Consider the following 25,924-nt stretch of genomic DNA (forward strand, 5'->3'; position numbering starts at 1 on the left):
GCTCCAAAAGGGAGACCAACAATGCGCGACTTCGACATCATCGTCTACGGCGCCACCGGCTTCACCGGCCGCCTCGTCGCCGAGCACCTGCTGGCCCGCTACGGCACCGCCGGCCCCGTCCGCTGGGCCATGGCCGGCCGCAGCGCCGCCAAGCTCGCGGAAGTCCGTGCCGACATTGGCGCCCCCGAAAGCCTGCCCCTCCTCGTCGCCGATGCCGATGATCCCGCCTCGCTCACCGCCATGGCCGCCCGCACCCGCGCCGTCATCACCACCGTCGGCCCCTATCAGCTCTACGGGGAGCCGCTGGTCGCCGCCTGCGTGGCCGAAGGCACCGATTATCTCGATCTCGCCGGCGAGCCGCTGTGGATGGCGGCCATGATCGCCAAATATGACGACGCCGCCCGCACCAGCGGCGCGCGCATCCTCTTCTCCTGCGGCTTCGATTCCATCCCCTTCGAGCTCGGCGTCCTCTACGTCCAGAGTCTCGCCCGCCAGCATCTGGGCCAGCCCGCCCCGCGCGTGCTCGGCCGCGTGCGCGACATGCGCGGCACGCTGTCCGGCGGCACCGCCGCCAGCGGCCGCGCCACCATGGCCGCCGTCCAGGCCGACCCCTCGCTGATGGCGCTGCTGTTCGATCCCTTCGCCCTCACCCCCGGCTTCAAGGGCGCCGACCAGCCGCGCGGCACCAAGCCCTTCCACGATGAGATCATCGGCGCCGATGTCGGCCCCTTCGGCATGGCCATCATCAACACCAAGAACGTCCACCGCTCCAACTGGCTGCAAAACACCGCTTACGGCGCCGATTTCCAATATGAGGAAATGGCCATTGTCGCACCCGGCAAACAGTCCGAATTCCCCAGCCTCGCCGCCGAAGACACGCCCAAGCCCGGCGAAGGCCCAAGCCGCGAAGAGCGCGAGGCCGGCTATTACGACCTGTTCTTCGTCGCCGTCGCCGCCGATGGCCGGCAGGTCCGCGCCCGCGTCCACGGCGACCGTGATCCCGGCTATGGCAGCACCTCCAAGCTCATCGCCGAAACCGCGCTTTGCCTGCTCGATGCGCCCGATGTGAAAGGCGGCATCTGGGTGCCCGGCGCCGCGCTGGGCGCGCGCCTCATCCAGCGCCTGTCCCAAAACGCCGGCCTCAGCTTCACCCCCGAAACCAGCGGCTGACGCCCACCCTGCGCTCTGCTAGAGAGCCGCCATGGCAGGCCACCACCCTCACGACCATGGGCATGATCATCACGCCCATGATGCCGCCGCCGCGCTCAAGGGCGCCGGCCCGGCCTTTGGTTTCGGCATCGCCCTCAATCTCGCCTATGTCGCCGCCGAAGTCGCCGCCGGCCTCGCCACCGGCTCGGTCGCGCTGCTCGCAGACGCCGGCCACAATCTCTCCGATGTGCTCGGCCTCGGCCTCGCCTGGGGCGCCGCCACCCTCGCCGCCCGACCGGCCAGCCCGCGCTTCACCTTCGGGCTGGGCCGCTCCACCATCCTCGCCGCACTCGCCAACGCCATGATCCTGCTCGTCGCCTGCGGCGCCATCCTCGTCGAGGCGCTGCGCCGCCTCAGCACCCCCGCCGATGTGCCGGGAGATGTCGTCATGCTCGTCGCCGGCATCGGCGTCCTCATCAATGTCGGTACCGCGCTGCTCTTCGTCCGCGGCCAGAAAACCGACCTCAACCAGCGCGGCGCCTATCTCCACATGATGGCCGACGCCGCCATCTCCGCCGCCGTCGTCGCCGCCGGCCTCCTCATCCTCCTCACCGACTGGCATTGGATCGATCCCGTCATCAGCCTCCTCGTCGTCGCCCTCATCCTGCGCGCCACCTGGGGCCTGCTCAAACAGTCCGTCGCCGCCGCCCTTGACGGGGTGCCCCCGCAAATCGACCCCTTGCGCGTCCGCGCGTCGCTCCTCGCCCTGCCCGGCGTCGCTGCCGTCCATGATCTCCACATCTGGCCCATCACCACCAATCAGGTCGCCATGACCGCCCATGTCGTCATGCCCGGCGGCCATCCCGGTGATGCCGCCCTCGGCACCATGGCCCGCGCCATGGCCCATGATTTCGGCATCGGCCACGCCACCTTCCAGATCGAAGATGGCCTCGAGGCCTGCCCCGCCCCCTGTCCCGTCGAAGCCGCATTCCAGGAGCCAGCATGACATACGAAACCATCCTCACCGAGCAGCACGGCGCCGTCACCCTCATCCGCCTCAATCGCCCACAGGCGCTCAACGCGCTCAACTCCGCCGTCCTCGCCGATCTCATCCACGCCTTCGCCGCCTATGAGGCTGACGCCTCCCAGCGCTGCCTCGTCCTCACCGGCTCCGAAAAGGCCTTTGCCGCGGGGGCGGACATCAAGGAAATGGCCAGCCAGTCCTTCGCCGACATGTACGGCAGCAATTTCTTCGCCGGCTATGACCGCATCACCGCCTGCCGCAAACCCTGGATCGCCGCCGTCTCCGGCTTCGCCCTCGGCGGCGGCTGCGAACTCGCCATGATGGCCGACGTCATCATCGCCGCCGACAGCGCCAAATTCGGCCAGCCCGAAATCAAGCTCGCCGTCATGCCCGGCATGGGCGGCTCCCAGCGCCTCGTCCGCGCCATCGGCAAGGCCAAGGCCATGGACATGTGCCTCACCGGCCGCATGATGGACGCCGCCGAGGCCGAACGCGCCGGCCTCGTCGCCCGCACCGTCCCCCAGGCCGACCTCATCGACGAAGCCCTCAAAACCGCCACCCAGATCGCCGCCATGGCCCCGCTGGCGGCCATCGCCACCAAGGAAGCCGTCAACGCCGCCTTCGAAACCACGCTGACCACCGGCATCCAGCTCGAACGCCGCCTCTTCCACAGCCTCTTCGGCTCCGAAGATCAAAGCGAAGGCATGGCCGCCTTCATCGAAAAACGCCCGGGCGCGTTTACGGGTCGCTGAGGGGTCGTCAGCAAGGGCCTCCGGCGGCTGGGGCCTTAGGCCCCAGACCCCATTAGTGGCGCATCGCATAATTTCCGTCGCCCCGGACTTGATCCGGGGCCTAAGCGACTCCGTTCCCCCCAAGCCCAGCGCCGCAGGCTATAAAGCGCTACGCGCAAGCGCTGCCCTCAGACGTCTTGTCCCAAAACAACAAATGGGGTCTGGGGCCCAAGGCCCCAGCCGCCGGAGGCCCTTCTCCCCCGCCGGAGGCCCTTCAGATCTCCACCTGCGACCCCAATTCCACCACGCGGTTCGTCGGCAATTTGAAGAAGTCCATCGCGCTTTCGGCGTTGCGCATCATCCAGCTGAACAGCACTTCGCGCCACACGGCCATTCCCGGGTTGTCGGAGGTCAGCAGGGTCTGGCGCGACAGGAAGAAGCTGGTTTCCATCATTTTCAGTTTCGGCCCGCAGTTTTCGACGCGTTTGAGCGCGTCGGGCAGGTCGATTTCGTCCATGAAGCCGTAGCGGATGATGATGCGGTAGAAGTCCGAGCCGAGTTCGAGTGTGCCGATGCGGTCTTCGTCCGAGACGAAGGGCACGTCGTCGACGACGACGGTGAGGATCATGATGCGTTCGTGCAGCACCTTGTTGTGCTTGAGGTTGTGGAGGAGGGCGGGTGGCACGCCGGTGGGGGATGAGGTCATGAACACGGCGGTGCCGGGCACGCGCACGGCGGCGCTGCTGGCGGATTTGATGAACACTTCGATCGGCAGCGCGCTTTCGCGCAGCCGTTCCTGCATCAGGCGGCGCCCGCGTGACCATGTGGTGAGCATGGTGAAGCCGATGGCGCCCACGACGAGCGGGAACCAGCCGCCGTCGGGCACCTTGGTCAGGTTGGAGGCGAAATAGACGCCGTCGATGAGCAGGAACACGGCGAGCAGCGGCACGGCGAGCCAGCGGTTCCAGCGCCACACGGTCAGCAGCAGCACGCCGAGCAGCAGCGTGTCGATCAGCATCGTGCCGGTCACCGCGATGCCATAGGCGGCGGCGAGGTTGGAGGAGGATTTGAAGCCGAGCACGAGCAGCACGACGAGGATGGCCAGCGTCCAGTTGACCACCGGGATGAACACCTGTCCTTCGGCCGAGGCGCTGGTGTGGGTGATGCGCAGGCGCGGCAGGAAGCCGAGCTGAATGGCCTGGCGCGTCACCGAGAAGGTGCCGGTGATCACCGCCTGGCTCGCGATGATGGCAGCAAGCGTCGCCAGCCCCACCAGTGGCAGCCGCAGCGCCTCGGGCGCCATCAGGAAGAAGGGGTTTTCGGCCGCCAGTGGCGTGTCGAGCAGCAGCGCGCCTTGCCCGAGGTAGTTGAGCATCAGCGCCGGCAGCACGATCCACATCCAGCTCAGCCGGATCGGCCCGCGCCCGAAATGGCCCATGTCGGCATAAAGCGCTTCGGCCCCGGTCACGGCGAGCACGATCGAGCCGAGCGCGAAAAAGGCCACTGGCGGGTTGTCGGCAATGAACATCGCCGCCCAGTAAGGGTTGAGCGCGAACAGCATGTCGGGCCGGTTGACGAGGCCCGTCACCCCCAGCGTCGCCAGCGTGCCGAAATAGACCAGCATCACCGGGCCAAACACCGCGCCCACCCGCGCCGTGCCCCGCGTCTGCATGATGAACAGCGCCACCAATATGCCGATGGCGATCGGCACCACCAGCGGCGAAAGCTGGTCCTCGACCACGGTCAGCCCCTCCACCGCCGACATCACGGTCATCGCCGGCGTGATCAGCGCATCGCCAAAGAACAGCGCGGTCGCCATCACGCCCAGCAGCGCCAGATAGGAGGAGCGCCGCTGGTCCGGCGTCAGCCGCGAGATCAGCGCCAGCAGCGCCAGGCTGCCGCCTTCGCCACGGTTATCGGCGCGCATGATGATCGACACATATTTGACCGCCACCACCAGGATGATCGACCAGAAGATCAGCGACACCACGCCAAAGATATGCAGCTGGTCGACCGGCATCGGATGATGGCCGACAAAGGTTTCCTTGAAGGCATAGAGCGGGCTGGTGCCGATATCGCCAAAGACCACGCCCAGCGCACCGATGGCGAGCTTGGGAACACCGTCCTTATGGGGGTGGGGGGCTGGCAGCGTGGCCGCCGCCGCCGGGTCGCTCGACATGAGGTCACGGGTCCCGCGTTTTCAGACGCTGGCCGGTAGCACAGCCCCTGTTGTGTCGCAATGCAGCATGGTAGCACGGCCCGGACCTCCAGCGGAGCCTTGGCCATGCAACCCTTCCATATCGGCTTCCTGCTCTGGGACGGCTTGACCCAGCTCGACATGACCGGCCCGGCGCAAGTCCTCAGCCGCATGCCCGGCGCCCAGCTCCATTATGTCTGGAAAACGCTTGATCCGGTCATGAGCGACTGCGGCCTCGCGCTCCTGCCTACCCACACGCTCGAAAGCTGCCCACCGCTCGACATGATCTGCGTCCCCGGTGGTGCGCCGGTCGCCCCGGTGATGCGCGACGCGGCGGTGCTGAACTGGCTGCGCACCCGCGCCCCCCATGCCCGGCTCATCACCAGCGTCTGCACCGGCTCGCTGATTCTCGCCGCCGCCGGCCTGCTCGAAGGTTACCGGGCGGGCTGCTACTGGGCGTCCGGCCACCAGCTGTCGCTGTTCGGCGCCGAATTCGTGGCCGAGCGCGTGGTCATCGACCGTGACCGCATCACCGCCGGCGGCGTCACCTCGGGCATCGATTTCGCCTTCCACGTCATCGAGGTGCTGCACGGCCGTGATGTGGCCGAAGCGGTGCAGCTGGCCCTTGAATATGACCCCGCCCCGCTTGCCGGCGGCACGCCGGCCACCGCCCGGCCCGAGATCCTCGCGCAGGTGCGGGCCGCCATGGCCGACCGGCTGGCCGCGCGTGAGGCAGACATCGCCGCCATCGCCGCCGGTCAGGCCGGGCTGCGCTAGAAGCGCTCGGCGCCGCGCCGCGCCTCGGTCTCCCGAATCAGCGCCACCATCGCCAGCGCCGGCCACAGTCCGAGCAGCGAAACCCCCGCATCGAGCGCATGAAGCGCGCGCACCTCGGCCAGCGTCTCCGCCCGCTCCCACGCGGCAAAGCTGGCGATGCTGGCCAGGCTGTAAACCAGCACCGCCCAGCCAAGGCCGGCGCTGCGCGGCTGCCGCGCCCCCAGCCACCAGCGCAGGCCCAGCAGCGCGGCCAGCAGAAACACCAGGAGATAGGCCATTTCCAGCGCGCCGATCAGCGCCGCCTGCCGCGCCGCCATCTCGCCAAAGCGCAAGGCGCGCCACGCGCCGGCATAAACCGCCGCCATCACCACCTCGGCCAGCGCCCAGGCCTTCAGCGCAATAATCGGAGCTGCCGGCTTCATCCCCGCCTCATTACGCCAATATCGCACCAGCCGCTGGAAAATCCCCGCCCCCATGCCAATATGAAGCGCAAGGGAGACGCACATGATGGGACCGATCACCCGCACCGTCACCAAGCTGGCCAACAAGCGCGTGGCCGGCATGGTCGGCGGCGCCAGCGGCCCGGCCGGCATCGCCATGGGTCTGGCGCTCCCCTATGTCGCCCGCGCGCTCGGCCCCGCCGGCATGGTCAGCCTCGCCATCGGCGGCTGGGTCGTCGGCCGTCTCATCGATCGTCAGGCAGAGCGAAAGGACCGCTCTAGCCGCGAATCCACATCCGGCGGAGCGTATCGTCCTTGAGCAGATAATGGTGCATCAGCGCGGCGGCGGCATGCAGCCCGATCAGCCAATAGCCGATGGTGCCCACAGTCTCATGAATCTCCTTGATCTGCCCGGCCAGCGCCTTGTCCGGGCCAATCAGCGCCGGCAGCTCCAGCCCCCAGAAGGGAATCGTCGCTCCCGAGGCGCTCAGGATCAGCCAGCCGCCCAGCGGCATGCCCAGCATCAGCGCATAAAGCGCCAGATGCGCCACCCCGCCAGCGCGCCGCTGCCAAACAGGCGGCGGCGGTGTGATCGGCGGCGCGCTGGTGCACAGCCGCACCACGATCCGGATCAGCACCAGCAGCAGCACGGTCAGCCCGAGCATGAAGTGAAAGGTCTTGAAATCCTCGCGCGTCTCCGTGCCCTTGGGAAAGAAGGTGCGCAGCTCGATCGCAGCATAGGTCGCCGCCATCAGCAGCAGCATGCCCCAGTGCAGAATGATGGAGAGCCGATTGTAGCGGGCAGGCGAAATGCTGTTCATGCCCCGAACATGGTCGCCCAATCTGTCCCCAGCCTGACAGAATCGGCCGCCCCTTACTCCGCAGCTTTGGCCACGCTCACCATCGCCGGGCGCAGCAGCCGGTCCTTGATCGTCCAGCCCGCCTGCAGCGTCGCCACCACCGTCCCCGGCGCCACATCCGCGCTCGGCACCTCCAGCATCGCCTGGTGCCGGTTCGGGTCGAGCTTCTGCCCGTCCGCATCGATCCGGCTGATCCCGTGCCGGGCAAAGATGGCAATCAGCTCGCGCTCGGTCGCCTCGATCCCGCCTTTCACCCCGTCCACACCGGCGGTCGGCAACGCCTCAAGCGCGCGGCGCAGATTGTCGGCCACCGCCAGCAGGTCGCGGGCAAAGCCGGTCATCGCATAGCTGCTGGCGTCGGCCTTTTCGCGCTCGAGGCGCCGCCGCGTATTCTCCAGTTCCGCCGCCGCGCGCATCGCCTTGTCCTTCAAGGCCGCAATCTCCTCATCCCGCGCCGCCAGTTCGGCAGCAAGATCAGGCACCTGTGCCGTGTCCTCGCCGGTGTCCGGGCTTTCGGGGGCGTCGTTCTCGGGCGTTTCCATATCGGTCATGCAACAAGCCTGCTCAAAGATTTCGCGGTATAATCTACCATGGGGATGACACGCGCGTAGTTCAACCTCGTCGGCCCGATCACCCCCACAACCCCGATCACCCGGCCGCTGCCGCCGCGATAGGGGGCGGCAATCACCGACGAGCCCGACAGCGAAAACAGCTGGCTCTCGGCGCCGATGAAGATCCGCGTCGCCTCGCCCTCGCGCGCCATGTCGAGCAGCCGCACCAGCTCCTGCTTGTCCTCCAGCTCGCCCAACAGCTGGCGGATCCGCTCCGGATCCACCGATGGCTCCACCAGCTGCGCCTGCCCGCGCACGATCAGCACCGGCCGCTGCGCCCCGTCCGCCGACCATACCGCCAGCCCCGCCGACACGGCTTCCGCGGTCAGCGCATCCAATGTGCTGCGGCTGCGCTCGATCTCGGCCGCCAGCGCCGTGCGCGCCTCGGCCAGCGTCTGCCCGGCCAGATGCTGGTTGATGTAATGCGCCGCCGCCTCCAGCGCGGTCGGCGGCAAGTCCTCGGGCAGCGTCACCACCCGGTTCTCCACGCTGCCGTCCGCCCCCACCAATATCGCCATGGCCCGGCGCGGCCCCAGCGGCACAAAGCTCAGCTGCCGGATCACCGGGTCGGTGCGCGGCACCATCACCAGGCTGGCGCAGCGTGAAAGCCCTGAAAGAATTGCGCTCGTCTCGCCCAGCACATCCTCGATATTGTGCCCCGCCTCCAGCCCGCGCCGCAGGCTGGCATCAATCGCGGTGCGCTCCTCCGGGCTCGGCTCGGCCGCCTGCATCATCCCGTCAATGAACATCCTGAGGCCAATCTCGGTCGGCAGCCGCCCCGCCGAGGTATGCGGCGCCGCCAGCAGCCCCAGCTCCTCCAGGTCCTGCATCACATTGCGAATCGACGCCGGAGACAGCCCCAGGCTCGATTGCCTTGAAAGCGTGCGGCTGCCCACCGGCACACCGGTCTCCAGATAGGAATCGACGATCTGGCGAAACACCTCGCGCGCGCGGTCGGTCAGTTCGGCCACCGATGGGGATTGCATGGCTCCTCAATAGGACGCCTGCCTGCGATTGTCACGCGCGGCGCAACCCGCTAGGCGAACCCCTCGACAGCAACAAAGGACAATGCCCATGCGCCCCTCCGGCCGCGCCCCCGACCAGATGCGGGACATCGAGATGATCCCCGGCTTCTCCGCCCATGCCGAAGGCTCCTGCCTCGTCAAGTTCGGCCAGACCCATGTCCTCGTCACCGCCAGCGTCGAAGAGCGTGTCCCCCCTTTCCTGCGCGGTCAGGGCAAGGGCTGGGTCACGGCTGAATATGGCATGCTGCCCCGCGCCACCCACACCCGCGGCAGCCGCGAAGCCGCCAAGGGCAAGCAATCGGGCCGCACGCAGGAAATCCAGCGCCTCATCGGCCGGTCCCTGCGCGCCGTCACCAATCTCACAGCACTCGGCGAACGCCAGATCACCCTCGATTGCGACGTCATCCAGGCTGACGGCGGCACCCGCACCGCCAGCATCTCGGGCGCCTGGGTGGCGCTCCGCCTCGCCCTCGACACCATCCACAAAACGGCCCCCTTCGCCACCGATCCGCTCGCCCAGCAGGTCGCCGCCATCTCCTGCGGCGTCTGGCAAGGCACCCCCGTCCTCGATCTCGACTATATCGAGGATTCCGGCGCCGATACCGACGCCAATTTCGTCCTCACCGGTGATGGCGGCATGGTCGAGCTGCAAGCCACCGCCGAAGGCGCACCCTATGACGAGGAAACGCTGCTGCGCATGCTCCGCCTCGCCCGCATCGGCTGCGCCGAGGTCTTCAACGCCCAGCTGGTCGCCACAGGACGGGCCTGATGCGCCGTCTCGAAACAGGCCGGCTGGTGCTCGCCACCCACAATCCCGGCAAGGTCACCGAGCTCGCCGAACTCATGGCCCCGCGTGGCCTCCAGGTCGTCTCCGCCGGCGAGCTCGGCCTGCCCGAGCCTGAAGAAACCGGCCTCACCTTCAAGGCCAATGCCGAACTGAAGGCGCTCGCCGCCGCCCGCGCCAGCGGCCTGCCCGCGCTCGCTGACGATTCCGGCCTCTGCGTCGATGCGCTGGGCGGCGCGCCCGGCCTCTATTCGGCGCGCTGGGGCGGCCCGCAAAAAGACTTCAACCTCGCCATGGCCCGCGTCCACGCCGAACTCGGCGAGGACGCCCCGCGCACCGCCCATTTCATCTGCGCCCTCAGCCTCGCCTGGCCCGACGGCCACACCGAAACCGTCGAAGGCCGCGTCGATGGCAGCCTCGTCTGGCCCCCGCGCGGGCAAAACGGCTTCGGCTATGATCCCATGTTCGTCATGGCCGGCCAGACCCAGACCTACGGCGAAGTCCCCCGCCACGTCAAAGAGGCCGACAATCACCGCGCCCGCGCCTTCGCCCAGCTCACCCCCCTGCTGCCGCCACTCCAGCCCTGATGCGCGAAACCCTCGCCCTCTATATCCACTGGCCCTTCTGCGTCACCAAATGCCCCTATTGCGACTTCAACAGCCACGTCCGCGCCGAGGTCGATGACGCGGCCTGGCGCGCCGCCCTGCTCGCCGATCTCGCCCATGAAGCCGCCCTTACCCCCGGCCATCAGCTCACCAGCATCTTCTTCGGCGGCGGCACCCCCTCGCTGATGCCGCCCGAAACCGTCGCCGCCCTCATCGCCGCCGCGCAGGCGCACTGGCCGTCCCACCAGCCCCTCGAAATCACCCTCGAAGCCAACCCCTCCTCCGTCGAAGCCAGCCGCTTCGCCGCCTTCGCCGCCGCCGGCGTCAACCGCCTCTCGCTCGGCCTGCAAGCCCTTGATGATGACGCGCTCCGCCTGCTCGGCCGCCCCCACAACCTCGCCGAAGGCCTCGCCGCGCTCGACATCGCCCAGGCCCATTTCCCCCGCGTCAGCTTCGATCTCATCTACGATCGCCCCGGCATGACCGTGCCCGCATGGGAGGCCGAACTCGCCCGCGCCCTCGCCTTCGGCACCAGCCACATCTCGCTCTACCAGCTCACCATCGAACCCGGCACCCGCTTCGCCACAATGTTCCGCCGCGGCGAACTCACCCTGCCCGACCCCGATACCTCCGCCGACCTCTTCAGCCTCACCCGCGCCCGCGCCCTTGAGGCCGGCCTCCACGCCTATGAAGTCTCCAACCTCGCCCGCCCCGGCATGGAAGCCCGCCACAACCTCCAATACTGGACCTACGGCGATTACATCGGCATCGGCCCCGGCGCCCACGGCCGCCGCCTCGCCCGGGCCTCAACCCGCGCCCGCAAACCCGAAAACTGGCTCCGCGCCGTCCACACCCACGGCCATGGCCTCGATACCGACACCCCCCTCACCCCCGCCGAACGCGCCACCGAAGCCCTCGTCATGGGCCTCCGCCTCGCCACCGGCATCAACCGACACCAGTTCGAACGCCAGACCAACACCCCCCTCGAAGCCGCCCTCCACCCCGAACGCACCACCCGCCTCGCCGCTCAGGGCCTGCTCGTCACCAACGCCGACGGCATCCACCTCACCCCCGCCGGCCAACCCCTCGTCGACGCCGTCCTCCGCGAGATCGCGCTTTAGGGGCCTCCGGCGGGTGAGAAGGGCCTCCGGCGGCTGGGGCCTCAGGCCCCAGACCCCATCAGTGGAACCGCGCAAAATTCCCCGCCTAAGCGAGTCCGTTCCCCCCAAGCCCAGCGCCGCAGGCCATAAAGCGCTACGCGCAGGCGCTACTCTCTCAAAGTGCATCCCATTCCAACTAATGGGGTCTGGGGCCTGAGGCCCCAGCCGCCGGAGGCCCTTCTCGCCCGCCGGAGACCCCCCACACGCCCTCCTCAGATCGCCCGCGTGATCGCCCGCGCCAGTTCGCTGTCCAGTCCCGGCGCCGACCCGGGTGCCCATCCGGCCATGTGAACGAGGTCGATAGTCACGGCGGTCTTGCCGTCGCTCTCGGCGCGGGCGGCGAAGCGGCGGCGCACGTCGTTCAGCACATCGCGGCGCAGGGGCGAAACATGGGCCAGCGGCGAGCGGGCGCCCATGGCGGTCAGGTCGGCGAGCAGCCGGTCGAGCGAGGGGTATCGCACGCTCAGGCGTTCGCTGTCGGCCACGGGCATGACGAAGCCGGCGCGGCTGAGCAGCCCGGCGGCGGCCTGGGCTTCCACCATGGGCGCGATGCGCGCGGCGGCGCGGCCCAGAAGTGTTGATTCAGCGAGGATCAGGTCTTCGCGCAATTCGCCCAGTGTCAGGCCGCCGGCGATGCAGGCGGCGAACAGCCCGTCGGGGGCGAGTGCGCGGCGCGCCTGCACGAGGGCGCCGGGCAGGTCGGAGAGCGAGGCGAGTCCCGCGATGCTGATGATCAGGTCGAAGCTGGCCTCGGCAAAGGGCAGCCGGTCTTCCTCGCCGATGATGGTGGGTCCGGCTTCAGGCGAGAGTGAGAGGCGGGTCGCGCCGGGCCAGGCCGGTGCGGGTCCGCCAAGGTCGAGCACGCGCGGGAAGTTGCGGCCGAGCGCCTCGATGCGCGCGCGCGTTTCCTCGGCCATGGCGCGGTGCAAAAAGTCGGCGGCGGCGAAGCTCGCTTGCGCGCGCGCGTGCAGCCGCTTGCGGCGGTCGCGGCTGAAGGGCGCATGCGGGTCCATGAGCTTGGCCTAGGCGATGGCGGCGCGCGCGAAAAGGCGTAAACTCATGGGCGTGACCATCTCGCCTCTTGCTGCCGCCTTTGATCTGGTGCTGCCGCCGCGCTGCCCGGCCTGCGGGGTGATCGTTGACGGCGATGGCCGGTTCTGCGTCGATTGCTGGTCGGGCCTGCGCTTTGTCGCAGCGCCCCAATGCGCCTGTTGCGGCGTGCCCTTCGTCCATGATCAGGGGCCGGCGGCCCGCTGCGGCGCCTGTCTGGCCGAGCCGCCGCCGTGGCGCCGGGCGCGGGCGGCCTTGGTCTATGACGGCGCGGCGCGCACCGCGCTCTTGCGCTTCAAGCTCGCCGACAAGCCCCAGCTCGCGCCCATGATGGCATCAATGATGGCGCGCGCAGGGGCGGACATGCTGGCGCCGGGCGTGCTCCTCGTCCCCGTCCCGCTGCACCGCTGGCGGCTGTGGCGGCGCGGCTTCAATCAGGCGCTGCTGCTGGCCCGCGCGCTGGCGCGGGGCAGCGGGGCGGCGCTCAGCATTGACGGGTTGGTGCGCGTGCGCGCCACATTGCCCAGCGTCGGGCTGGGCGCAGCCGCGCGTGCCGCCAATGTGCGCGGCGCCTTCCGCGTGGCCGATCCCGCAGTCGTTTCGGGCCGCGCCGTGGTGCTGGTCGATGATGTTCTGACCAGCGGCGCCACCGCTGCGGCCTGCACCAAGGCGCTGCTCGCCGCCGGCGCTGCGACGGTGGATGTCTTGACCTTTGCGCGCGTCGTGCGCGAAGGGGAGAGTGCATAGGGGCTAAGGGGCCGCCCCCAAGGAGACATCATGGCAAAAATCGAAATGTACACCAAGCAGCTCTGCCCGTTCTGCACCCGGGCCAAGTCGCTGCTCGGCCGCAAGGGTGCGGCCTTTGAAGAGATCGACATCTCGATGGGCGGCCCGAAGCGCGCCGAGATGATCGAGCGCGCCGGCGGCCGCACCACGGTCCCGCAGATCTTCATCGACGGCAAGCACATCGGCGGCAGCGACGAGCTGGCCACGCTCGACCGGCAGGGCGGGCTGGACCCGCTGCTCGGCTGACACGCATGCGCATCGCGCTGGCGCAAACCACCACCGGCATCGATCCCGCCGCTGAGGCTACCCGCCTCGCCGCTCTCGTCGCCGAGGCGGCCGCACGGGGCGCCGACATGCTCTTCACCCCCGAAATGTCGGGCCTGCTTGACCGTGACCGCCGCCGCGCCGCCACCCATATCACCGATGAAGCCCATGACCCCGCGCTTGCCGCCGTCCGCGCGGCGGCTGCCGAACACGGCCTCTGGGTCCATCTCGGCAGCCTCGCTCTAAAAGGCGAAGGCGAGAAATACGTCAACCAGGGCTATCTCGTCCGCCCCGATGGCAGCGTGGCGGCCCGCTACGCCAAGATCCACCTCTTCGATGTCGAACTCGGCTCCGAAAGCTGGCGCGAATCCGCCGCCTATGCGCCGGGCGTTGAGGCCGTTCTCGCCCAGACGCCCTGGGGCGGCCTCGGCCTCAGCGTCTGCTACGATCTGCGCTTCCCCGCCCTTTACCGCGCGCTGGCGCAAGCGGGTGCGGCCATGCTGAGCGTGCCCGCCGCCTTCACAAGGCCCACCGGCCGCGCCCATTGGCACGTGCTGCTGCGGGCGCGTGCCATCGAGACCGGCTGCTTCGTCATCGCCGCCGCCCAGACCGGGGAACATCAGGATGGCCGCGCCACCTGGGGCCACAGCCTCATCGTCTCGCCTTGGGGCGAAGTGCTGCTCGACATGGGCGAAGCCCCCGGCCTCGCCGTCCTCGATGTGGATGTGGCCGAGGTCGAAGCGGTCCGCGCCCGCCTCCCCTCGCTGGCCCATGACCGGCCCTTCAAACTGGTTCGCGCATGATCGTCTTCGATCTCCAGTGCGATGCCGCCCACCGTTTCGAAGCCTGGTTCGCCAGCAGCACAGATTATGAAAGCCAGCAGGCGCGCGGCCTCATCGCCTGCCCGATGTGTGACAGCAAGGCAGTGGTCAAGGCCGCCATGGCCCCCGCCGTGCCCGCCAAGGGCAACCAGAGCGACCGCGGCACCGCCCGCCTGCTCGCCATGCAACGCGAGCTCGAAGCGGGATCGCAGTGGGTCGGCCCGCGCTTCGCCGAAGAAGCCCGGGCGCTCCATGAACGCGGCGAAACCCGCCCCATCCACGGCGAAGCCAGCCTCGAAGACGCCCGCGCGCTGATCGACGAAGGCATCCCGGTCCTGCCGCTGCCCTTCAAGCCCATCGCCAAGTCCGACGCCTGATTGCACCCACGAACGCCCGGATATATGAACGCCCCCAAGCACCCGTAGCTCAGCAGGACAGAGCGACGGTTTCCTAAACCGCAGGTCGCAGGTTCGAATCCTGCCGGGTGCACCACCCCCCGTCCAGCAGCCCAAGTCACACAACTTGTCACAATCAAGAACAGTTCCACAGACAACTCGCCAACTTGTTGATATTCTTCTACCCCGAACAAAATCACAAGTAAATTAGCCCCCGCTAATCTCGTCACCAAATCTTCAAAAAACTGTCGGCATCCCGTCACCGGCCGCCCCTAAAGCACGGTCGTGCCACTCGTCCGGCGCTTCCTTCTCGGGGCAAATCCATCATGCGTCTTCTCGCCGTCGCCGCCGCGACCGTCGCTCTCCTCATGTCCGCCCCGCTCGCGGCCCATGAGGGCGAGCACATGACGCCGCCCTGGCAGCAAGCCAGCCCATGGCCCGACCGCATCATCGCCACCTTCGAATCCGATCCCGCCCGCAGCCTCGCCGTCAGCTGGCGCACCAGCGCCGACGTCACCAGCACCCGCGCCGAAATTGCCCTCGCGCTCCCCGATGCCCGCTTCGACATGAAAGCCCAGTCCGAGCCCGCCCAGACCAGCATCCTCAGCCTCGATGCCGTCGAGCGCGCCGGCGTCAAAATCCCCATCAAGCACAACGAAGGCATGCCCGCGGTCGCCTATCATTCCGTCCGCTTCGACGGCCTGACCCCCGACACCCTCTATGCCTACCGCGTCATGGGTGCCGACGGCAAATGGAGCGAATGGTTCCAGACCCGCACCGCCCCCGAAAGCGGCCCGGTCAAGTTCGTCTACATGGGTGATGCGCAAAACGGCATCCTCAGCCATTGGTCGCGCACCATCCGCGCCGCCTTCCAGACCGCGCCCGACGCCCGCTTCATGCTCCACGCCGGTGACCTCGTGAACCGCGGCAGCCGCGATTTCGAATGGGCCGAATGGTTCAAGGCCGGCGGCTTCCTCCATGCCATGGTCCCCGCCGTCCCCGTCGCCGGCAATCACGAATATGAAGCCATCGGCCTCACCGAAGCCGACCGTGCCCGTGCGCTCTCCTTCCTCTGGCGCCCGCAGTTCCGCTTGCCCACCGAGGCCGCCCTGCCCGATGTGCTGAAAGAAACGGTCTATGCGCTCCGCTACACCCCTGATCTCCACCTCTTCGTCCTCGATACCAACCAGGCCGATCTCACGGTGCAGGCCCAGTGGCTCGACAGCCAGCTCGCCGCCTCCCAGGCCCGCTGGCGCATCGTCACCATGCACCACCCGGTCTTCTCGTCCGGCAAGGGGCGGGACAATGAAAAGCTCCGCACCCTGCTCCTCCCCATCCTCCTCAAGCACAAGGTCGATCTCGTCCTCCAGGGCCATGATCACACCTATGCCCGCGGCATGGTCGGCGAAGACATGATGGCCCCGCGCCGCACCAGCTTCGGGCAAGGCGAAAAGCTCGCCACCATGTTCGTCAATTCGGTCTCCGGCCCCAAGCAATATGAGTTCAAGGCCGATGGCTGGAAGACCTACGAGCCCGCCGCCGTCAACCTCGAGCGTCAGGGCGAGAACACCCAATTCTATCAGGTCATCAGCATCGACGGCGAGACCCTCGACTACACCGCCTACACCAGCGACGGCCTGCAATATGACCGTGTCGTCATCGAAAAGAAGCAGGACGGCATCAAGCGCGTCACCACCAACGAAAACACCGCCCCGCCCACCCGCACCCGCGAAAACACCGTTCCCTACGTAAGCCCCAACTTCTGACCCAAACCCCCTTAATAAGCTGATATATCTAGGAGAATTCAAGATGACCGACTTCGCGCCGATCGCCAAGTGCGCCCTGCTCGCAGGCGCCGCCCTCATCCTGCCGCTGCCGCTCATGGCCGCCCAGGCCCAGACCCCCGCCGCCGCCACCGCCGAAGTCGGCACCGGCCAGATCAGCGGCATCGTCACCAACGCCAATGGCAACCTCGTCGCCGGCGCCACTGTCCGGGTCGAAGGCTCCACCATTGTCGAAACCACCGGCCCCGACGGCCGCTTCGCCCTGCGCGGCGTGCCCGCCGGCCAGCGCCAGGTCACCATCCGCTATTTCGGCGCCGAGGATCTCACCCGCACCGTCACCGTCACCGCCGGTCAGGATACCGAAGTCGCCGTCGCGCTCGGTGAGCAGGCCCGTGAAGACGGCGAGATCGTCGTCACCGTCTCGCGCCCGATCGCCGAATCCGAAGCCGCCGCCCTCCAGCTCCAGCGCTCCTCCACCTCGCTGGTCAGCGTCCTCGCGGCCGACAGCATCGGCCGCTTCCCCGATCAGAACATCGCCGCCTCGCTCGCCCGCCTGCCCGGCATCGCCGTCCAGCGCGACCAGGGTCAGGACCGGTTCGTCAGCCTTCGCGGCGCCCGCACCAGCTGGACCACCGTGTCCTTCGACGGCATCAACGTCATCAGCCCCGCCGGCCGCGAAACCCGCTTCGACACCATCCCCGCCACCATCGCTTCGCGCGTCGCCGTGCGCAAGGCCGTCACCGCCGATCTTACCGGTGAAGCCGTCGCCGGCCAGGTCGATATCCGCACCCGCAGCGCCTTCGATTACCCCGGCTTCAAGGCGGCGCTCGATCTCGGCATGGGCTTCTCCGAGCTCGGCGGCGGCCGCCAGTACAACTTCGCCGGCCACATCTCCCAGCGCTTTTTCGATGACACCATCGGCATCCTCGTGTCGGCCTCGCGCTTCGAAGTCGACATGGTCACCGACAATTTCGAAGCCGACCCGTGGGAAATTGCGCCAGAAGACCAGCTGCCCGGCCGGGAAGACCGCGTCTGGGCGCGCGAGTTTGAGCACAAGCTCTATCGCCTGACCCGCTCCAACACCGCGTTTAGCGGCAAGATCGACTGGCGGCCGGACGCGGACAATGAAATCTTCCTGAGCTCGGTCCACACCGAGTTCCGCGACGATGAACTGCGCAACAACTACATCTTCGACTTCGACCAGAATGCGGTGTCCACCAATGACACCAGGCCGCAATCGCAGGCGCGTCGCACCGGCTATGCCGATATCCGCACCGGCAACACGCCGCTCCAGGGCACGCTGTTCGGCATCGAAATCGACAGCTCGCTGAACAGCCTGTCGACCCGCCAGCGCATCTTCACCAACACGTTGGGCGGCAACCATCAGCTTGACGAATGGGGCGTCAGCTGGCGCCTCAACTACACCCGCGCGCAGGACGACCAGCGCCACCCCTTCACCTCGGCCTGGGTCAGCCCGTCCGACCGTACCCTGCGCCCCAGCCTCATCTATGATTTCACCGACCCGAGCAACAACAAGGTCACGCTGTTCACCACGGTGGCCGATGAAGAAAACAATTACTCGCTGGGCAATCGGCGCGACATCATTTCGACCACCGAGCTCAATTTCGTCAACTTTGTCCGCCTGAACCGCCGGGACCAGACGGACGCCTACACCGCCCGTCTGGACTTTGACCGCAACATCACCCTGTTCGGCCAGGACACCAAGATCCAGTTCGGCGGCCAGTACAACAAGCGCACCAAGGAATCGAACCGTACGGCGATCGAAGTCCGCGCCGCCGAGCTCAACGCGGCCGGCATCCCGCTGCCGAGGCAGGATGATATCTCGACCGACGAGCAGACAAGGGTCGGGATCCCGATGACCTACAGCTTCCGCTACCATGACAGCCAGCTCGGCAGCGATCTGCTCGACAGCTACATTGATGCCGGCGCTTTCCGCATCCAGCCCAACACCACCGAAAACAACTTCTACCGCGTGACCGAAGAAATCTTCGCTGGTTACCTGATGGGCACGATGTTCTTCGAAAATGGCAACGTCGTCGCCGGCGTGCGCGCTGAACGCGTTGATAACACCGGCGCTGCGAACGGCTTCATCAACGGTGTTCGTACGCCGCTGACCGCCTCTTCCGGCAACACCCTGTTCTTCCCCAGCGTGCACATCAACTATGATGCCAGCGACGAGATCAAGCTGCGCCTTTCGCTCAACACCGGGGCTGCCCGGCCCGATTATGATCTCCTGCGTCCCAACCTGACGATCGACGATGAACTGCAGACCATCTCGGGCGGCAACCCCTTTGCGGTTCCGGAAAAGGCCGTCGGCATCGATGCCTATCTCGAATGGTATATGGCCAATCGCGGCTTCCTGTCGGTCGGTGTGTACTACAAGAAGATCCGGGACGTGCTGTTCGGTTTCACCCAGCCATTTGGCAATACCGACTTTGATGAGGGCGGGTTCGAGCGTTCGACCTACCTCATCACCACCGAAGTCAACGGCGGCGAAGGCGAGATCAAGGGCATCGAACTTGCCTATTCCCAGCCCTTTGGCGACATTCTGGCGAGCATCGGCGCACCGGAATGGATCCAGGGCTTCGGCTTCCAGGGCAACATCACCATCAACGACTCCACCGCCACCACGCCCGATGGCCGTCAGGTGCAACTGCCCGACGCCTCCGATCTCAACTACAACGCCTCGCTCTACTATGAGCAATACGGCCTGTCGCTGCGCGCCAGCTGGCAATATCGCAGCGACTATCTGTTCGGGCTCGGCACCGAGGCACAAGGTGGTGATGGCTTCTGGCAGAGCGTCGGCCGTCTCGACATCTCGGCCCGCTATGCCGTCAGCCCGCAGTTTGAGCTGTTCTTCGACGGCACCAACCTGCTCGATGAGCCGGGCCGTCGCTACCGCGGCATCCCGATCCGCGTTCTTGAATATGAGAAGTTCGGCGCCCGTTTCATGGCCGGTGCCCGCGTAAACTTCTAAACGTCAACCATCGGCTCGGCCTGCCATTGCCAGGGATCAGATCATGAAAACACCGCTTCTGATCCTCGCACTGGCAGGCCTTGCCACCACAGCCCCCGCATCTGCGCACGGCGGCCACGGCGGCCTCGCCGAGGCCCCGTCTACGGGCACCACGGCCAAAGCTTCCACCAAGGGCCGCAAATGGCTGGCGGGTGACCATCATATCCACAGCGAGTTCAGCGCCAGCTACCAGCCAGACCCGGCCAATCCGGCCGCACCCCCCCTGCCGCTCAAGGGCAAGGATGGCCGCTATGCCATCGTCAAAAATGCCGAAATGGCCGCCAGTTTCGGGCTCGCCTGGATGGTGTCCACCGATCATGGCGGCCCGCTCCATTCGAAATTCAACTTCGAACAAGCCTACCCCGAGCTTCTGCACGCCCGCACCGCCGTGCCGAACATCCTCATCTTCTACGGCATGGAGTTTGATACGCCCGCCGGCGATCACAGCAGCCTGATCATCCCCTTCACCAATGGCGAACGCGAGCAGCTCCGTGATCTCGAATCGCGCTTCTCCAAGCGCGAAGCCTGGCCCAATGATCCGGCCCGCGACACCGAGCCCAAGATGATCGAAGCGCTCCGCCACATGCGCACCCAAGCCAGCCCGCCGGTGGTCATCGCCAACCATCCCTCGCGCTCCGCCAGGGATGTCGGCGTCTACGGCCAATATACCCCGGCCGAATTCCGCAACTGGAATGACACTGCCCCCAATGTCTCGGTTGGCATGGAAGGCGCGCCCGGCCATCAGGCCGGCGCCCTCAACCCTGACGGCAGCAACGATCCCGAAGGCGCGCGCGGCGGTTACCGCAATGCCCCCACCATGGGCGGCTTTGATCAGATGACCGCACGGCTCGGCGGCTTCTGGGATTCGATGCTCGGCGAAGGCCGCCGCTGGTGGATCACCGCCACCTCCGATTCGCACTATAACTGGCGCGACGGCGGCAGCGATTTCTGGCCCGGCGAATATTCCAAAACCTATGTCCACGCCCGCGCCGAGCATGCCGATATTCTGGATGCCCTGCGCAGCGGCCGCATCTTCGTCACGACCGGCGATCTCGTGTCCGAACTCGACGTCACCGCCAAGGTGCGCGGAAAGCGCCAATCGGCCAGCATCGGGGGCGAACTCGCGGTCCAACCCGGACAGGATGTCGAAATCACCATCCGCCTGCGCGATCCCGCCACCCCCAATCAGGGCGGCCAGACCCCCGATGTCGCCCGCGTCGATCTCATCATCGGCGAGATCACCGGGCCAGCCGCCGACCGCACGACCGACCGCAACCCCAGCACCCGCGTCGAGCGCCGCTTCACCGCCGCCGACTGGCGCCGGCAGGGCGAAGTCCTGACCATGCGCCACACGCTCCGCAATGTTCAGGCCCCCCTCTATCTGCGCGTGCGCGGCACCAGCACGCAGGAAGCCGAGCCCACCCCCGATCCCCGGGGCGAAAACCCATGGGCCGACCTCTGGTTCTATGCCAATCCGATCTTTGTGTCGCTGGCAGGCGAAGCGCGCTGACGTCGGGCCTTGCAAAAAATAACCAGATAGGCTATAAATAGACTGTCAGTCGGAAAAGCCTGGCCCCGCTCAGATCTGCGGCCGCCAAAGCCTTCAGATTCCAGGCCGCCGGCCTAACCTTCCTAACCTTCCAAACCCCCGAAAAACGGGTCAATCAGGGCCGGGCGGCGACCGGAAACTTCTCAAAGGCCGCGGCCACCGCCGTATCGAGTGCAGCCGGCACATTGTCGAGCGCCTTCTGCGTCACCGCCTGCGAAACCACGCCCTCCCAAAGCAGCCGCTTCGCCGCACTGTCGGCCACATCGATATTGAGTGTGCCTTCCTTGTATTCACTCACCGTCGTCTGCTCGGCATAAAGGGGATAGGGCGCATAAAGACGGCCACGATAGCCATAATAGCCCATGCCCATCGTCGATGTCGGCGTGGTGTTCACCCGCATCTTGTCATTGAGCTGCGCGTTGAAATTGACCAGAAGCTGAGGGTTTTCGGCCACATAGGTAAAGCCCCGCGCCTCAAGCTGGCGCCGGGTCGATGTCTTCAGCGCCTCCGACACGACCGAGCGATAGCCACTGCGGTCCGTACCAAGCGGATCGGCAAAGCCAAAGGTCTGATAGCTGGCAAAGTTCGCCTGCGGATCAGACATCGACCGCACCGAAGGCCCAGATGCACACCCCGCGAGCGCCACCGCAAGACCAACAACAAGAGGCAGTGTCTTCATCATTTCCTCCTCAATTCCGCGGCAATGATAGCGATTCTTACTGGAAAATCTGCCCAATTCGCGCCTATCTGTGCCCATGAAGGCCAAAAACCCGCCAAAATCGCAGCAGCCAGCCATCGCCGCCCGCCTGCGCGAAACCGGCTGGCTGGCAGAGCGCCCCGCCGATGTCCAAGCCGTCATCCTCGAAGCCGCCATCTGGCACCGCGCCGTCCCCGGCGAGGAATTCATCCACGGACCCAGCAACGAAGGCGGCATCTACGTCATCGCCGACGGCATCGCCGAAGTCTCCTTCGTCCTCGCAAACCCTGACAATCGTGCGCAATATTTCGTCCGCGCCGGCTTCTGGTCAGGCCACCGCCCCCTCCTTGGCCGCGCCCGCACCCTCTCCATCACCGCCCGCACCCCGCTGGTCTGGGGGGCCGTTCCCCTTGCCCGTCTCAGGCAGATGCTCGTTGCCGAACCCGCCTGGTGGGAACATATCGCCCAACTCGCCGAGGATAGCGCCGAACTCGTCTGCTGGGCGATGGCGGACCTCACCCTGACCGACAGCCGCGCCCGCATCGCCGGACTGCTCCTGCAACTGGCCGGCTGCCGTCGCCCCGACGACGCAGGCCGCAAACCGCTCAGTATCGAGCTTTCTCAAAGCGATATCGCCACCGTCGCCGCCATGTCACGCTCGACGCTGGGCAAGATCCTCGCCGAATTCACCAAAAATGGCTGGGTCGAGACCTGCTACACACGCCTAGAAGTGCGCGCGCCCGAACAACTCCGGGCGCTTGTGAACGGCGCGGCTGACTGACGCCAGCCGCGCCGAACCGGCCCTCCCCGCCAGTCGCCTCTGCATATCACACCGCTGCCACGCTTTCTTTGTCCGCAATTGGACAATCTGCCCCGCCAAATATGCAAAGAGGGCGAGCAACGGACTTGGCAGAGGGACGATTGTCCTGCAGATTTGAGGCTGGGGTTAGCGTGGGGGTGTTATGCAGCCGGATTTGAAGCGAGCGCAGCGTCGCCGGTCCCGACTGCTGGTCGTGGTCATGGCGGGCCTGCTTGCCGCCTGCGGTCGTGAAGCCCCGCCCCCGCCGCCGCCCGTCCCCGTAGAAATCGCCCCGGCCCGCACGCAGGACACGCCGCTCTTCGCCGAATACATCGGGGACATCCGCGCCGGCGACGAAGTGGCGGTGTTCCCGCGAGTTTCCGGTGTCTTGCTCGATATTGGTTTTCGCGAAGGGGCAATGGTCGAAAAGGGCGACCTGCTGTTCGAGATCGATGCGCCCGAGCAGGCCACCGCGGTCGACTCGGCCCGCGCTCAGGTCGCAGGTGCCGAAGCGCAGGCCGCGCGCGCCGCAGAAGATGTCGCCCGTTATGAACCGCTTCTCGCCGCTGATGCCATTGCCGCGCAAGTCTTCGACAATGCGGTCGCCGGTTCCAAGGCCGCAAACGCGCAGGTAGACGCCGCGCGTGCACGGCTGACGAGAGCCCAGACGATCGTGGGCTATGCGCAGGTGCGCGCGCCGATCAGCGGCCGGATCGGCAAGGCCAATGTCGACGTCGGTGCGCTGGTCGCGCCGGGCCGGGACGAGTTGGCGCGCATTTCGGACGCCTCGCGGATCGAGGTCTATTTCAGCCCCAGCGAGCAGGACATGCTGCGCTTCTCCCGCCTTTCGCCCGAGGAGCGCGCCGAAGCGCAGACCGGGCTCAAGCTCGTGCTGGCCGACGGCAGCGAGCTTGCCGAAAGCGGCGTCATAGATTTCGCCGACCGCGCCGTTGACCCCGCCACTGGCAGCTACCGTCTGCGCGCGGTCTTCCCTAACCCCGGTCAGGCGGTGCGTCCCGGCCAGTTCGGGCGGCTCCGCGTCAAGGTCCGCACCCAGGCTGGCGCGGTCATCGTTCCCGACAAGGCGGTCATCGAGCAGTTCGGCACATTCTTCGTCATGGTGGTGGGCGCGGACAATGTCGCCGAGCAGCGGCGGGTGCAGGCAGGCGCGCATATCGGCGGCGACTGGGTCATCGATGATGGGCTGAAGCCGGGTGAACGGGTCATCGTCGAAGGACTGGCCAAGGTGCGGCCCGGCCAGCCGGTGCAGCCGCTTGGTGCCGCCCCGGCCGCTCGCGCTGAAAGCTGAGCGGCGATGGCGCGCTTCTTCATCGACCGCCCGGTCTTCGCCATCGTCATCGCGCTGTTCCTCGTGCTGGCGGGCGGCCTCTCGCTGCTCGGGTTGCCGGTCTCGCAATATCCCGACATCGCGCCGCCGACCGTGCGCATCACCTCGCTCTATCCCGGCGCCAGCGCTCAGGTGGTCGAGGAAACTGTGTCCTCCCCGCTCGATTTGGCGATCAACGGGGTCACAGGGATGCAGTCCATCCGCGCTGTCTCCTCCGCCGATGGCTCGTCGAGCATCACCGTGCAGTTCGCGCTCGAGCGTGACGCCGATATCGCCGCGGTCGAGACGCAGAACCGGGTCAGCCAAGTATTGCCGCAGCTGCCGCAGGACGTGAACACTATCGGCGTGTCGGTGCGAAAAGCGTCATCGGACACGCTGATGTACATCGCCTTTTACTCACCTGCCAACGCCTATGACCGGACCTTCATCAACAACTATCTCGACAACTTGATTGTCGACGAGCTGAAGCGGGTGCAAGGAGTTGGCGATGTGTCGGTCTATGGCGCGCCCTTCGCCATGCGCATCTGGCTGCGGCCCGACCGACTGTCCGCCTTCGGCCTGACCCCGATGGATGTGGTAAGCGCCGTGCGCGAGCAGAATGCGCAGGCTGCGCCCGGGGCCGTGGGCCAGCCGCCCACCCAGACCGAGAGCGGCTTTCAGTACGCCCTTGAACTGGAAGGCCGGATCAACCAGGCGAGCCAGTTCGAAAACATCATCCTGCGCAGCGGCGAGGACGGCGCGCAGGTCCGCTTGCGTGATGTGGCGCGCGTCGAGCTCGGTGCGAAGACTTATGCGCAGGAAGCCCAGTTCGATGGCAAGCCGGCGGCGGCGGTGGGCATTGCGCTGTCGCCCGGCGCTAATGCCATGGCGACAGCCGAGGCGCTCAAGGAAAAGCTGGAAACGCTGGGCGGCGCCTTTCCCCCCGATTTCGCCTATGACATCGTTTACGACACGTCGCTCTTCGTCGAAGAATTGATCGCCGAGGTGATGCACACGCTGCGCGATGCAGTGATCCTTGTGCTGCTCGTGGTCTTTCTCTTCCTGCAAAGCTGGCGCGCAACGCTGATCCCGATGCTGGCCGTGCCCGTGTCGCTGGTCGCCACGCTCATCGCCTATGTCGTGCTCGGTTTCTCAATCAACACGCTGTCGCTGTTCGGCATGGTGCTGGCCATCGGCATTGTCGTCGATGATGCGATCGTGGTTGTCGAGATGGTCGAGCACAAGATGGCGCACGATAAGCTCAGCCCCCTCGAAGCGACGCGCGCCGCCATGGACGAAGTGTCCGGGCCGGTGGTTGCCATCGCGCTGGTGCTGGCCGCGGTGTTCGTGCCCATGGCCTTTGTGCCTGGGGTGAGTGGGCAGCTCTACAAGCAGTTCGCCTTGACCATCGCGGTCTCTACGCTGTTCTCGGCACTGGTCGCTCTGACCCTGACGCCGGCGCTCTGCGCGCTGTTGCTGAAACCCAAGGACGAGCATCCGACCGGCGCGCTGGGCCGGTTCTTCGCCCGCTTCAACGCCGCCTTCGATCGCTTCACCGCGCGCTATGGCCGGCTTGTCGGCGCGACTACGCGCAGCCTCAAGCGGGTGGCCCTGGCGCTGGCGCTGGTGCTTGTTGGCATTGTCTTCCTGTTTCGAGTCACGCCGACAGGCTTTGTTCCCGATGAAGACGTAGGCGCCTTTTTCGTGCAGGCGCAATTGCCTGATGCGGCCAACAGCCAGCGCACGGCGGCCGTGCTCGATGGTTTCTCGGCCCGGCTGCGGGGGCTTGAAGGCGTTGATGGCGTGATGTCGATTTCCGACCTCGATGTGCTGTCGGGCACGGCGGCGCCCAATACGGGCCTGATGGTCGTCAAGCTCAAGCCCTGGCATGAGCGCGACGGCGCGAGCAGCGCCACGGCGCTGACCCGTCAGGCCAATCGCATGGGCTTTGCCGTGCCGCAGGCGATGTTCATTGCCTTCGGGCCGCCGGCTTTGCCGGGCTTTGGCGCATCTTCGGGATTTTCGATGATTTTGCAGGCGCAGGCCGGCCAG

24 protein-coding genes, 1 tRNA gene and 1 pseudogene are annotated in these 25,924 nt (G+C 66.9%); 19 read left to right on the forward strand and 7 right to left on the reverse strand.

The window, feature by feature from the left end:
• Positions 1–21 precede the first annotated feature (21 nt).
• From ACMVO5_RS10185 to ACMVO5_RS10195, 3 genes are read left to right on the forward strand one after another with little or no spacing between them, the layout of a single operon-like run.
• Complete coding sequence (locus tag ACMVO5_RS10185) at positions 22–1,170, forward strand: saccharopine dehydrogenase family protein (RefSeq protein ID WP_416907403.1); 1,149 nt, start codon at positions 22–24, stop codon at positions 1,168–1,170.
• A 31-nt stretch (positions 1,171–1,201) separates the two neighbouring features.
• On the forward strand, positions 1,202–2,155 hold the full coding sequence (locus ACMVO5_RS10190) for a cation diffusion facilitator family transporter (protein WP_416907404.1): 954 nt from the start codon (positions 1,202–1,204) through the stop codon (positions 2,153–2,155).
• Positions 2,152–2,925 carry an enoyl-CoA hydratase gene (locus ACMVO5_RS10195; protein WP_416907405.1) on the forward strand — a complete coding sequence of 258 codons (774 nt, stop codon included), beginning with the start codon at positions 2,152–2,154 and terminating at the stop codon, positions 2,923–2,925. The genes ACMVO5_RS10190 and ACMVO5_RS10195 overlap by 4 nt, the downstream gene beginning before the upstream one ends.
• 253 nt (positions 2,926–3,178) lie before the next feature.
• Here the strand turns inward: ACMVO5_RS10195 and ACMVO5_RS10200 are convergent, their stop codons facing one another.
• Positions 3,179–5,083, reverse strand: a complete 1,905-nt coding sequence (locus tag ACMVO5_RS10200; RefSeq protein ID WP_416907406.1) for a potassium transporter Kup — start codon at positions 5,081–5,083, stop codon at positions 3,179–3,181.
• Between the two features lie 105 nt (positions 5,084–5,188).
• Between ACMVO5_RS10200 and ACMVO5_RS10205 the strand changes: the two genes are divergently transcribed.
• Positions 5,189–5,878 (forward strand): DJ-1/PfpI family protein, encoded by a 690-nt coding sequence (locus ACMVO5_RS10205; protein ID WP_416907407.1) that lies wholly within the window; start codon positions 5,189–5,191, stop codon positions 5,876–5,878.
• Here ACMVO5_RS10205 and ACMVO5_RS10210 read toward each other — a convergent pair.
• The gene (locus ACMVO5_RS10210) at positions 5,875–6,300 is read right to left on the reverse strand and encodes a hypothetical protein (RefSeq protein ID WP_416907408.1); all 426 of its coding nucleotides are present in this window, start codon (positions 6,298–6,300) and stop codon (positions 5,875–5,877) included. The two genes, ACMVO5_RS10205 and ACMVO5_RS10210, sit on opposite strands and share 4 nt — an antisense overlap.
• A gap of 82 nt (positions 6,301–6,382) precedes the next feature.
• Between ACMVO5_RS10210 and ACMVO5_RS10215 the strand changes: the two genes are divergently transcribed.
• Positions 6,383–6,637, forward strand: a complete 255-nt coding sequence (locus ACMVO5_RS10215) for a hypothetical protein (protein ID WP_416907409.1) — start codon at positions 6,383–6,385, stop codon at positions 6,635–6,637.
• Here the strand turns inward: ACMVO5_RS10215 and ACMVO5_RS10220 are convergent.
• Genes ACMVO5_RS10220 through hrcA form a run of 3 tightly spaced genes read right to left on the reverse strand, consistent with a single transcriptional unit; the run spans position 6,597 to position 8,775 of the window.
• Positions 6,597–7,139 (reverse strand): cytochrome b, encoded by a 543-nt coding sequence (locus tag ACMVO5_RS10220; RefSeq protein ID WP_416907410.1) that lies wholly within the window; start codon positions 7,137–7,139, stop codon positions 6,597–6,599. The genes ACMVO5_RS10215 and ACMVO5_RS10220 overlap by 41 nt on opposite strands.
• A 53-nt stretch (positions 7,140–7,192) precedes the next feature.
• On the reverse strand, positions 7,193–7,729 hold the full coding sequence (locus ACMVO5_RS10225) for a nucleotide exchange factor GrpE (RefSeq protein WP_416907411.1): 537 nt from the start codon (positions 7,727–7,729) through the stop codon (positions 7,193–7,195).
• Positions 7,726–8,775 (reverse strand): heat-inducible transcriptional repressor HrcA, encoded by a 1,050-nt coding sequence (gene hrcA, locus ACMVO5_RS10230; RefSeq protein ID WP_416907412.1) that lies wholly within the window; start codon positions 8,773–8,775, stop codon positions 7,726–7,728. The genes ACMVO5_RS10225 and hrcA overlap by 4 nt, the downstream gene beginning before the upstream one ends.
• 88 nt (positions 8,776–8,863) lie before the next feature.
• Between hrcA and rph the strand changes: the two genes are divergently transcribed.
• The 3 genes from rph to hemW are packed head-to-tail and all read left to right on the forward strand — an operon-like array spanning position 8,864 to position 11,324.
• A complete protein-coding gene (rph, locus tag ACMVO5_RS10235) occupies positions 8,864–9,583 on the forward strand; it encodes a ribonuclease PH (RefSeq protein ID WP_416907413.1) in 720 nt (239 codons plus the stop codon).
• A complete protein-coding gene (rdgB, locus tag ACMVO5_RS10240; RefSeq protein WP_416907414.1) occupies positions 9,583–10,185 on the forward strand; it encodes an RdgB/HAM1 family non-canonical purine NTP pyrophosphatase in 603 nt (200 codons plus the stop codon). The genes rph and rdgB overlap by 1 nt, the downstream gene beginning before the upstream one ends.
• On the forward strand, positions 10,185–11,324 hold the full coding sequence (gene hemW, locus ACMVO5_RS10245; protein WP_416907415.1) for a radical SAM family heme chaperone HemW: 1,140 nt from the start codon (positions 10,185–10,187) through the stop codon (positions 11,322–11,324). Before rdgB ends, hemW begins: the two co-directional genes overlap by 1 nt.
• A gap of 251 nt (positions 11,325–11,575) precedes the next feature.
• Here hemW and ACMVO5_RS10250 read toward each other — a convergent pair whose 3' ends face one another.
• On the reverse strand, positions 11,576–12,376 hold the full coding sequence (locus ACMVO5_RS10250; RefSeq protein WP_416907416.1) for a class I SAM-dependent methyltransferase: 801 nt from the start codon (positions 12,374–12,376) through the stop codon (positions 11,576–11,578).
• A gap of 46 nt (positions 12,377–12,422) precedes the next feature.
• Between ACMVO5_RS10250 and ACMVO5_RS10255 the strand changes: the two genes are divergently transcribed.
• From ACMVO5_RS10255 to ACMVO5_RS10290, 8 genes are all read left to right on the forward strand, one after another.
• Positions 12,423–13,160 (forward strand): double zinc ribbon domain-containing protein, encoded by a 738-nt coding sequence (locus ACMVO5_RS10255; protein WP_416907417.1) that lies wholly within the window; start codon positions 12,423–12,425, stop codon positions 13,158–13,160.
• A gap of 30 nt (positions 13,161–13,190) precedes the next feature.
• Positions 13,191–13,445 carry a glutaredoxin 3 gene (gene grxC, locus ACMVO5_RS10260; RefSeq protein WP_416907418.1) on the forward strand — a complete coding sequence of 85 codons (255 nt, stop codon included), beginning with the start codon at positions 13,191–13,193 and terminating at the stop codon, positions 13,443–13,445.
• Between the two features lie 5 nt (positions 13,446–13,450).
• Complete coding sequence (locus tag ACMVO5_RS10265) at positions 13,451–14,266, forward strand: carbon-nitrogen hydrolase family protein (RefSeq protein WP_416907419.1); 816 nt, start codon at positions 13,451–13,453, stop codon at positions 14,264–14,266.
• Positions 14,263–14,661: a DUF1178 family protein gene (locus ACMVO5_RS10270; RefSeq protein WP_416907420.1), complete on the forward strand. Its 399-nt coding sequence runs from the start codon at positions 14,263–14,265 to the stop codon at positions 14,659–14,661. The genes ACMVO5_RS10265 and ACMVO5_RS10270 overlap by 4 nt, the downstream gene beginning before the upstream one ends.
• A 38-nt stretch (positions 14,662–14,699) precedes the next feature.
• Positions 14,700–14,776, forward strand: a tRNA-Arg gene (locus ACMVO5_RS10275).
• Between the two features lie 229 nt (positions 14,777–15,005).
• Entirely contained in the window at positions 15,006–16,445 is a 1,440-nt protein-coding gene (locus ACMVO5_RS10280) for a metallophosphoesterase (RefSeq protein WP_416907421.1), read from the forward strand.
• 43 nt (positions 16,446–16,488) lie between these two features.
• Complete coding sequence (locus tag ACMVO5_RS10285; protein WP_416907422.1) at positions 16,489–19,461, forward strand: TonB-dependent receptor; 2,973 nt, start codon at positions 16,489–16,491, stop codon at positions 19,459–19,461.
• Between the two features lie 43 nt (positions 19,462–19,504).
• Entirely contained in the window at positions 19,505–21,010 is a 1,506-nt protein-coding gene (locus ACMVO5_RS10290) for a phosphoesterase (RefSeq protein WP_416907423.1), read from the forward strand.
• 154 nt (positions 21,011–21,164) lie between these two features.
• On the opposite strand, the gene ACMVO5_RS10295 is transcribed toward ACMVO5_RS10290, so the two are convergent.
• Positions 21,165–21,728: a DUF4136 domain-containing protein gene (locus ACMVO5_RS10295; protein ID WP_416907424.1), complete on the reverse strand. Its 564-nt coding sequence runs from the start codon at positions 21,726–21,728 to the stop codon at positions 21,165–21,167.
• Positions 21,729–21,804: 76 nt separating this feature from the next.
• Between ACMVO5_RS10295 and ACMVO5_RS10300 the strand changes: the two genes are divergently transcribed.
• The 3 genes and pseudogenes from ACMVO5_RS10300 to ACMVO5_RS10310 form a co-directional block, all read left to right on the forward strand.
• Entirely contained in the window at positions 21,805–22,527 is a 723-nt protein-coding gene (locus ACMVO5_RS10300; protein WP_416907425.1) for a Crp/Fnr family transcriptional regulator, read from the forward strand.
• A gap of 238 nt (positions 22,528–22,765) precedes the next feature.
• Positions 22,766–23,854 carry an efflux RND transporter periplasmic adaptor subunit gene (locus tag ACMVO5_RS10305; protein WP_416907426.1) on the forward strand — a complete coding sequence of 363 codons (1,089 nt, stop codon included), beginning with the start codon at positions 22,766–22,768 and terminating at the stop codon, positions 23,852–23,854.
• 6 nt (positions 23,855–23,860) lie between these two features.
• A pseudogene (locus ACMVO5_RS10310) lies at positions 23,861–25,861 on the forward strand (efflux RND transporter permease subunit); the annotation flags it as partial.
• Between the last annotated feature and the right edge of the window lie 63 nt (positions 25,862–25,924).

This window comes from Polymorphobacter sp. (assembly GCF_048007885.1).
In the GTDB taxonomy this organism is placed as follows: Bacteria; Pseudomonadota; Alphaproteobacteria; order Sphingomonadales; family Sphingomonadaceae; genus Sandarakinorhabdus.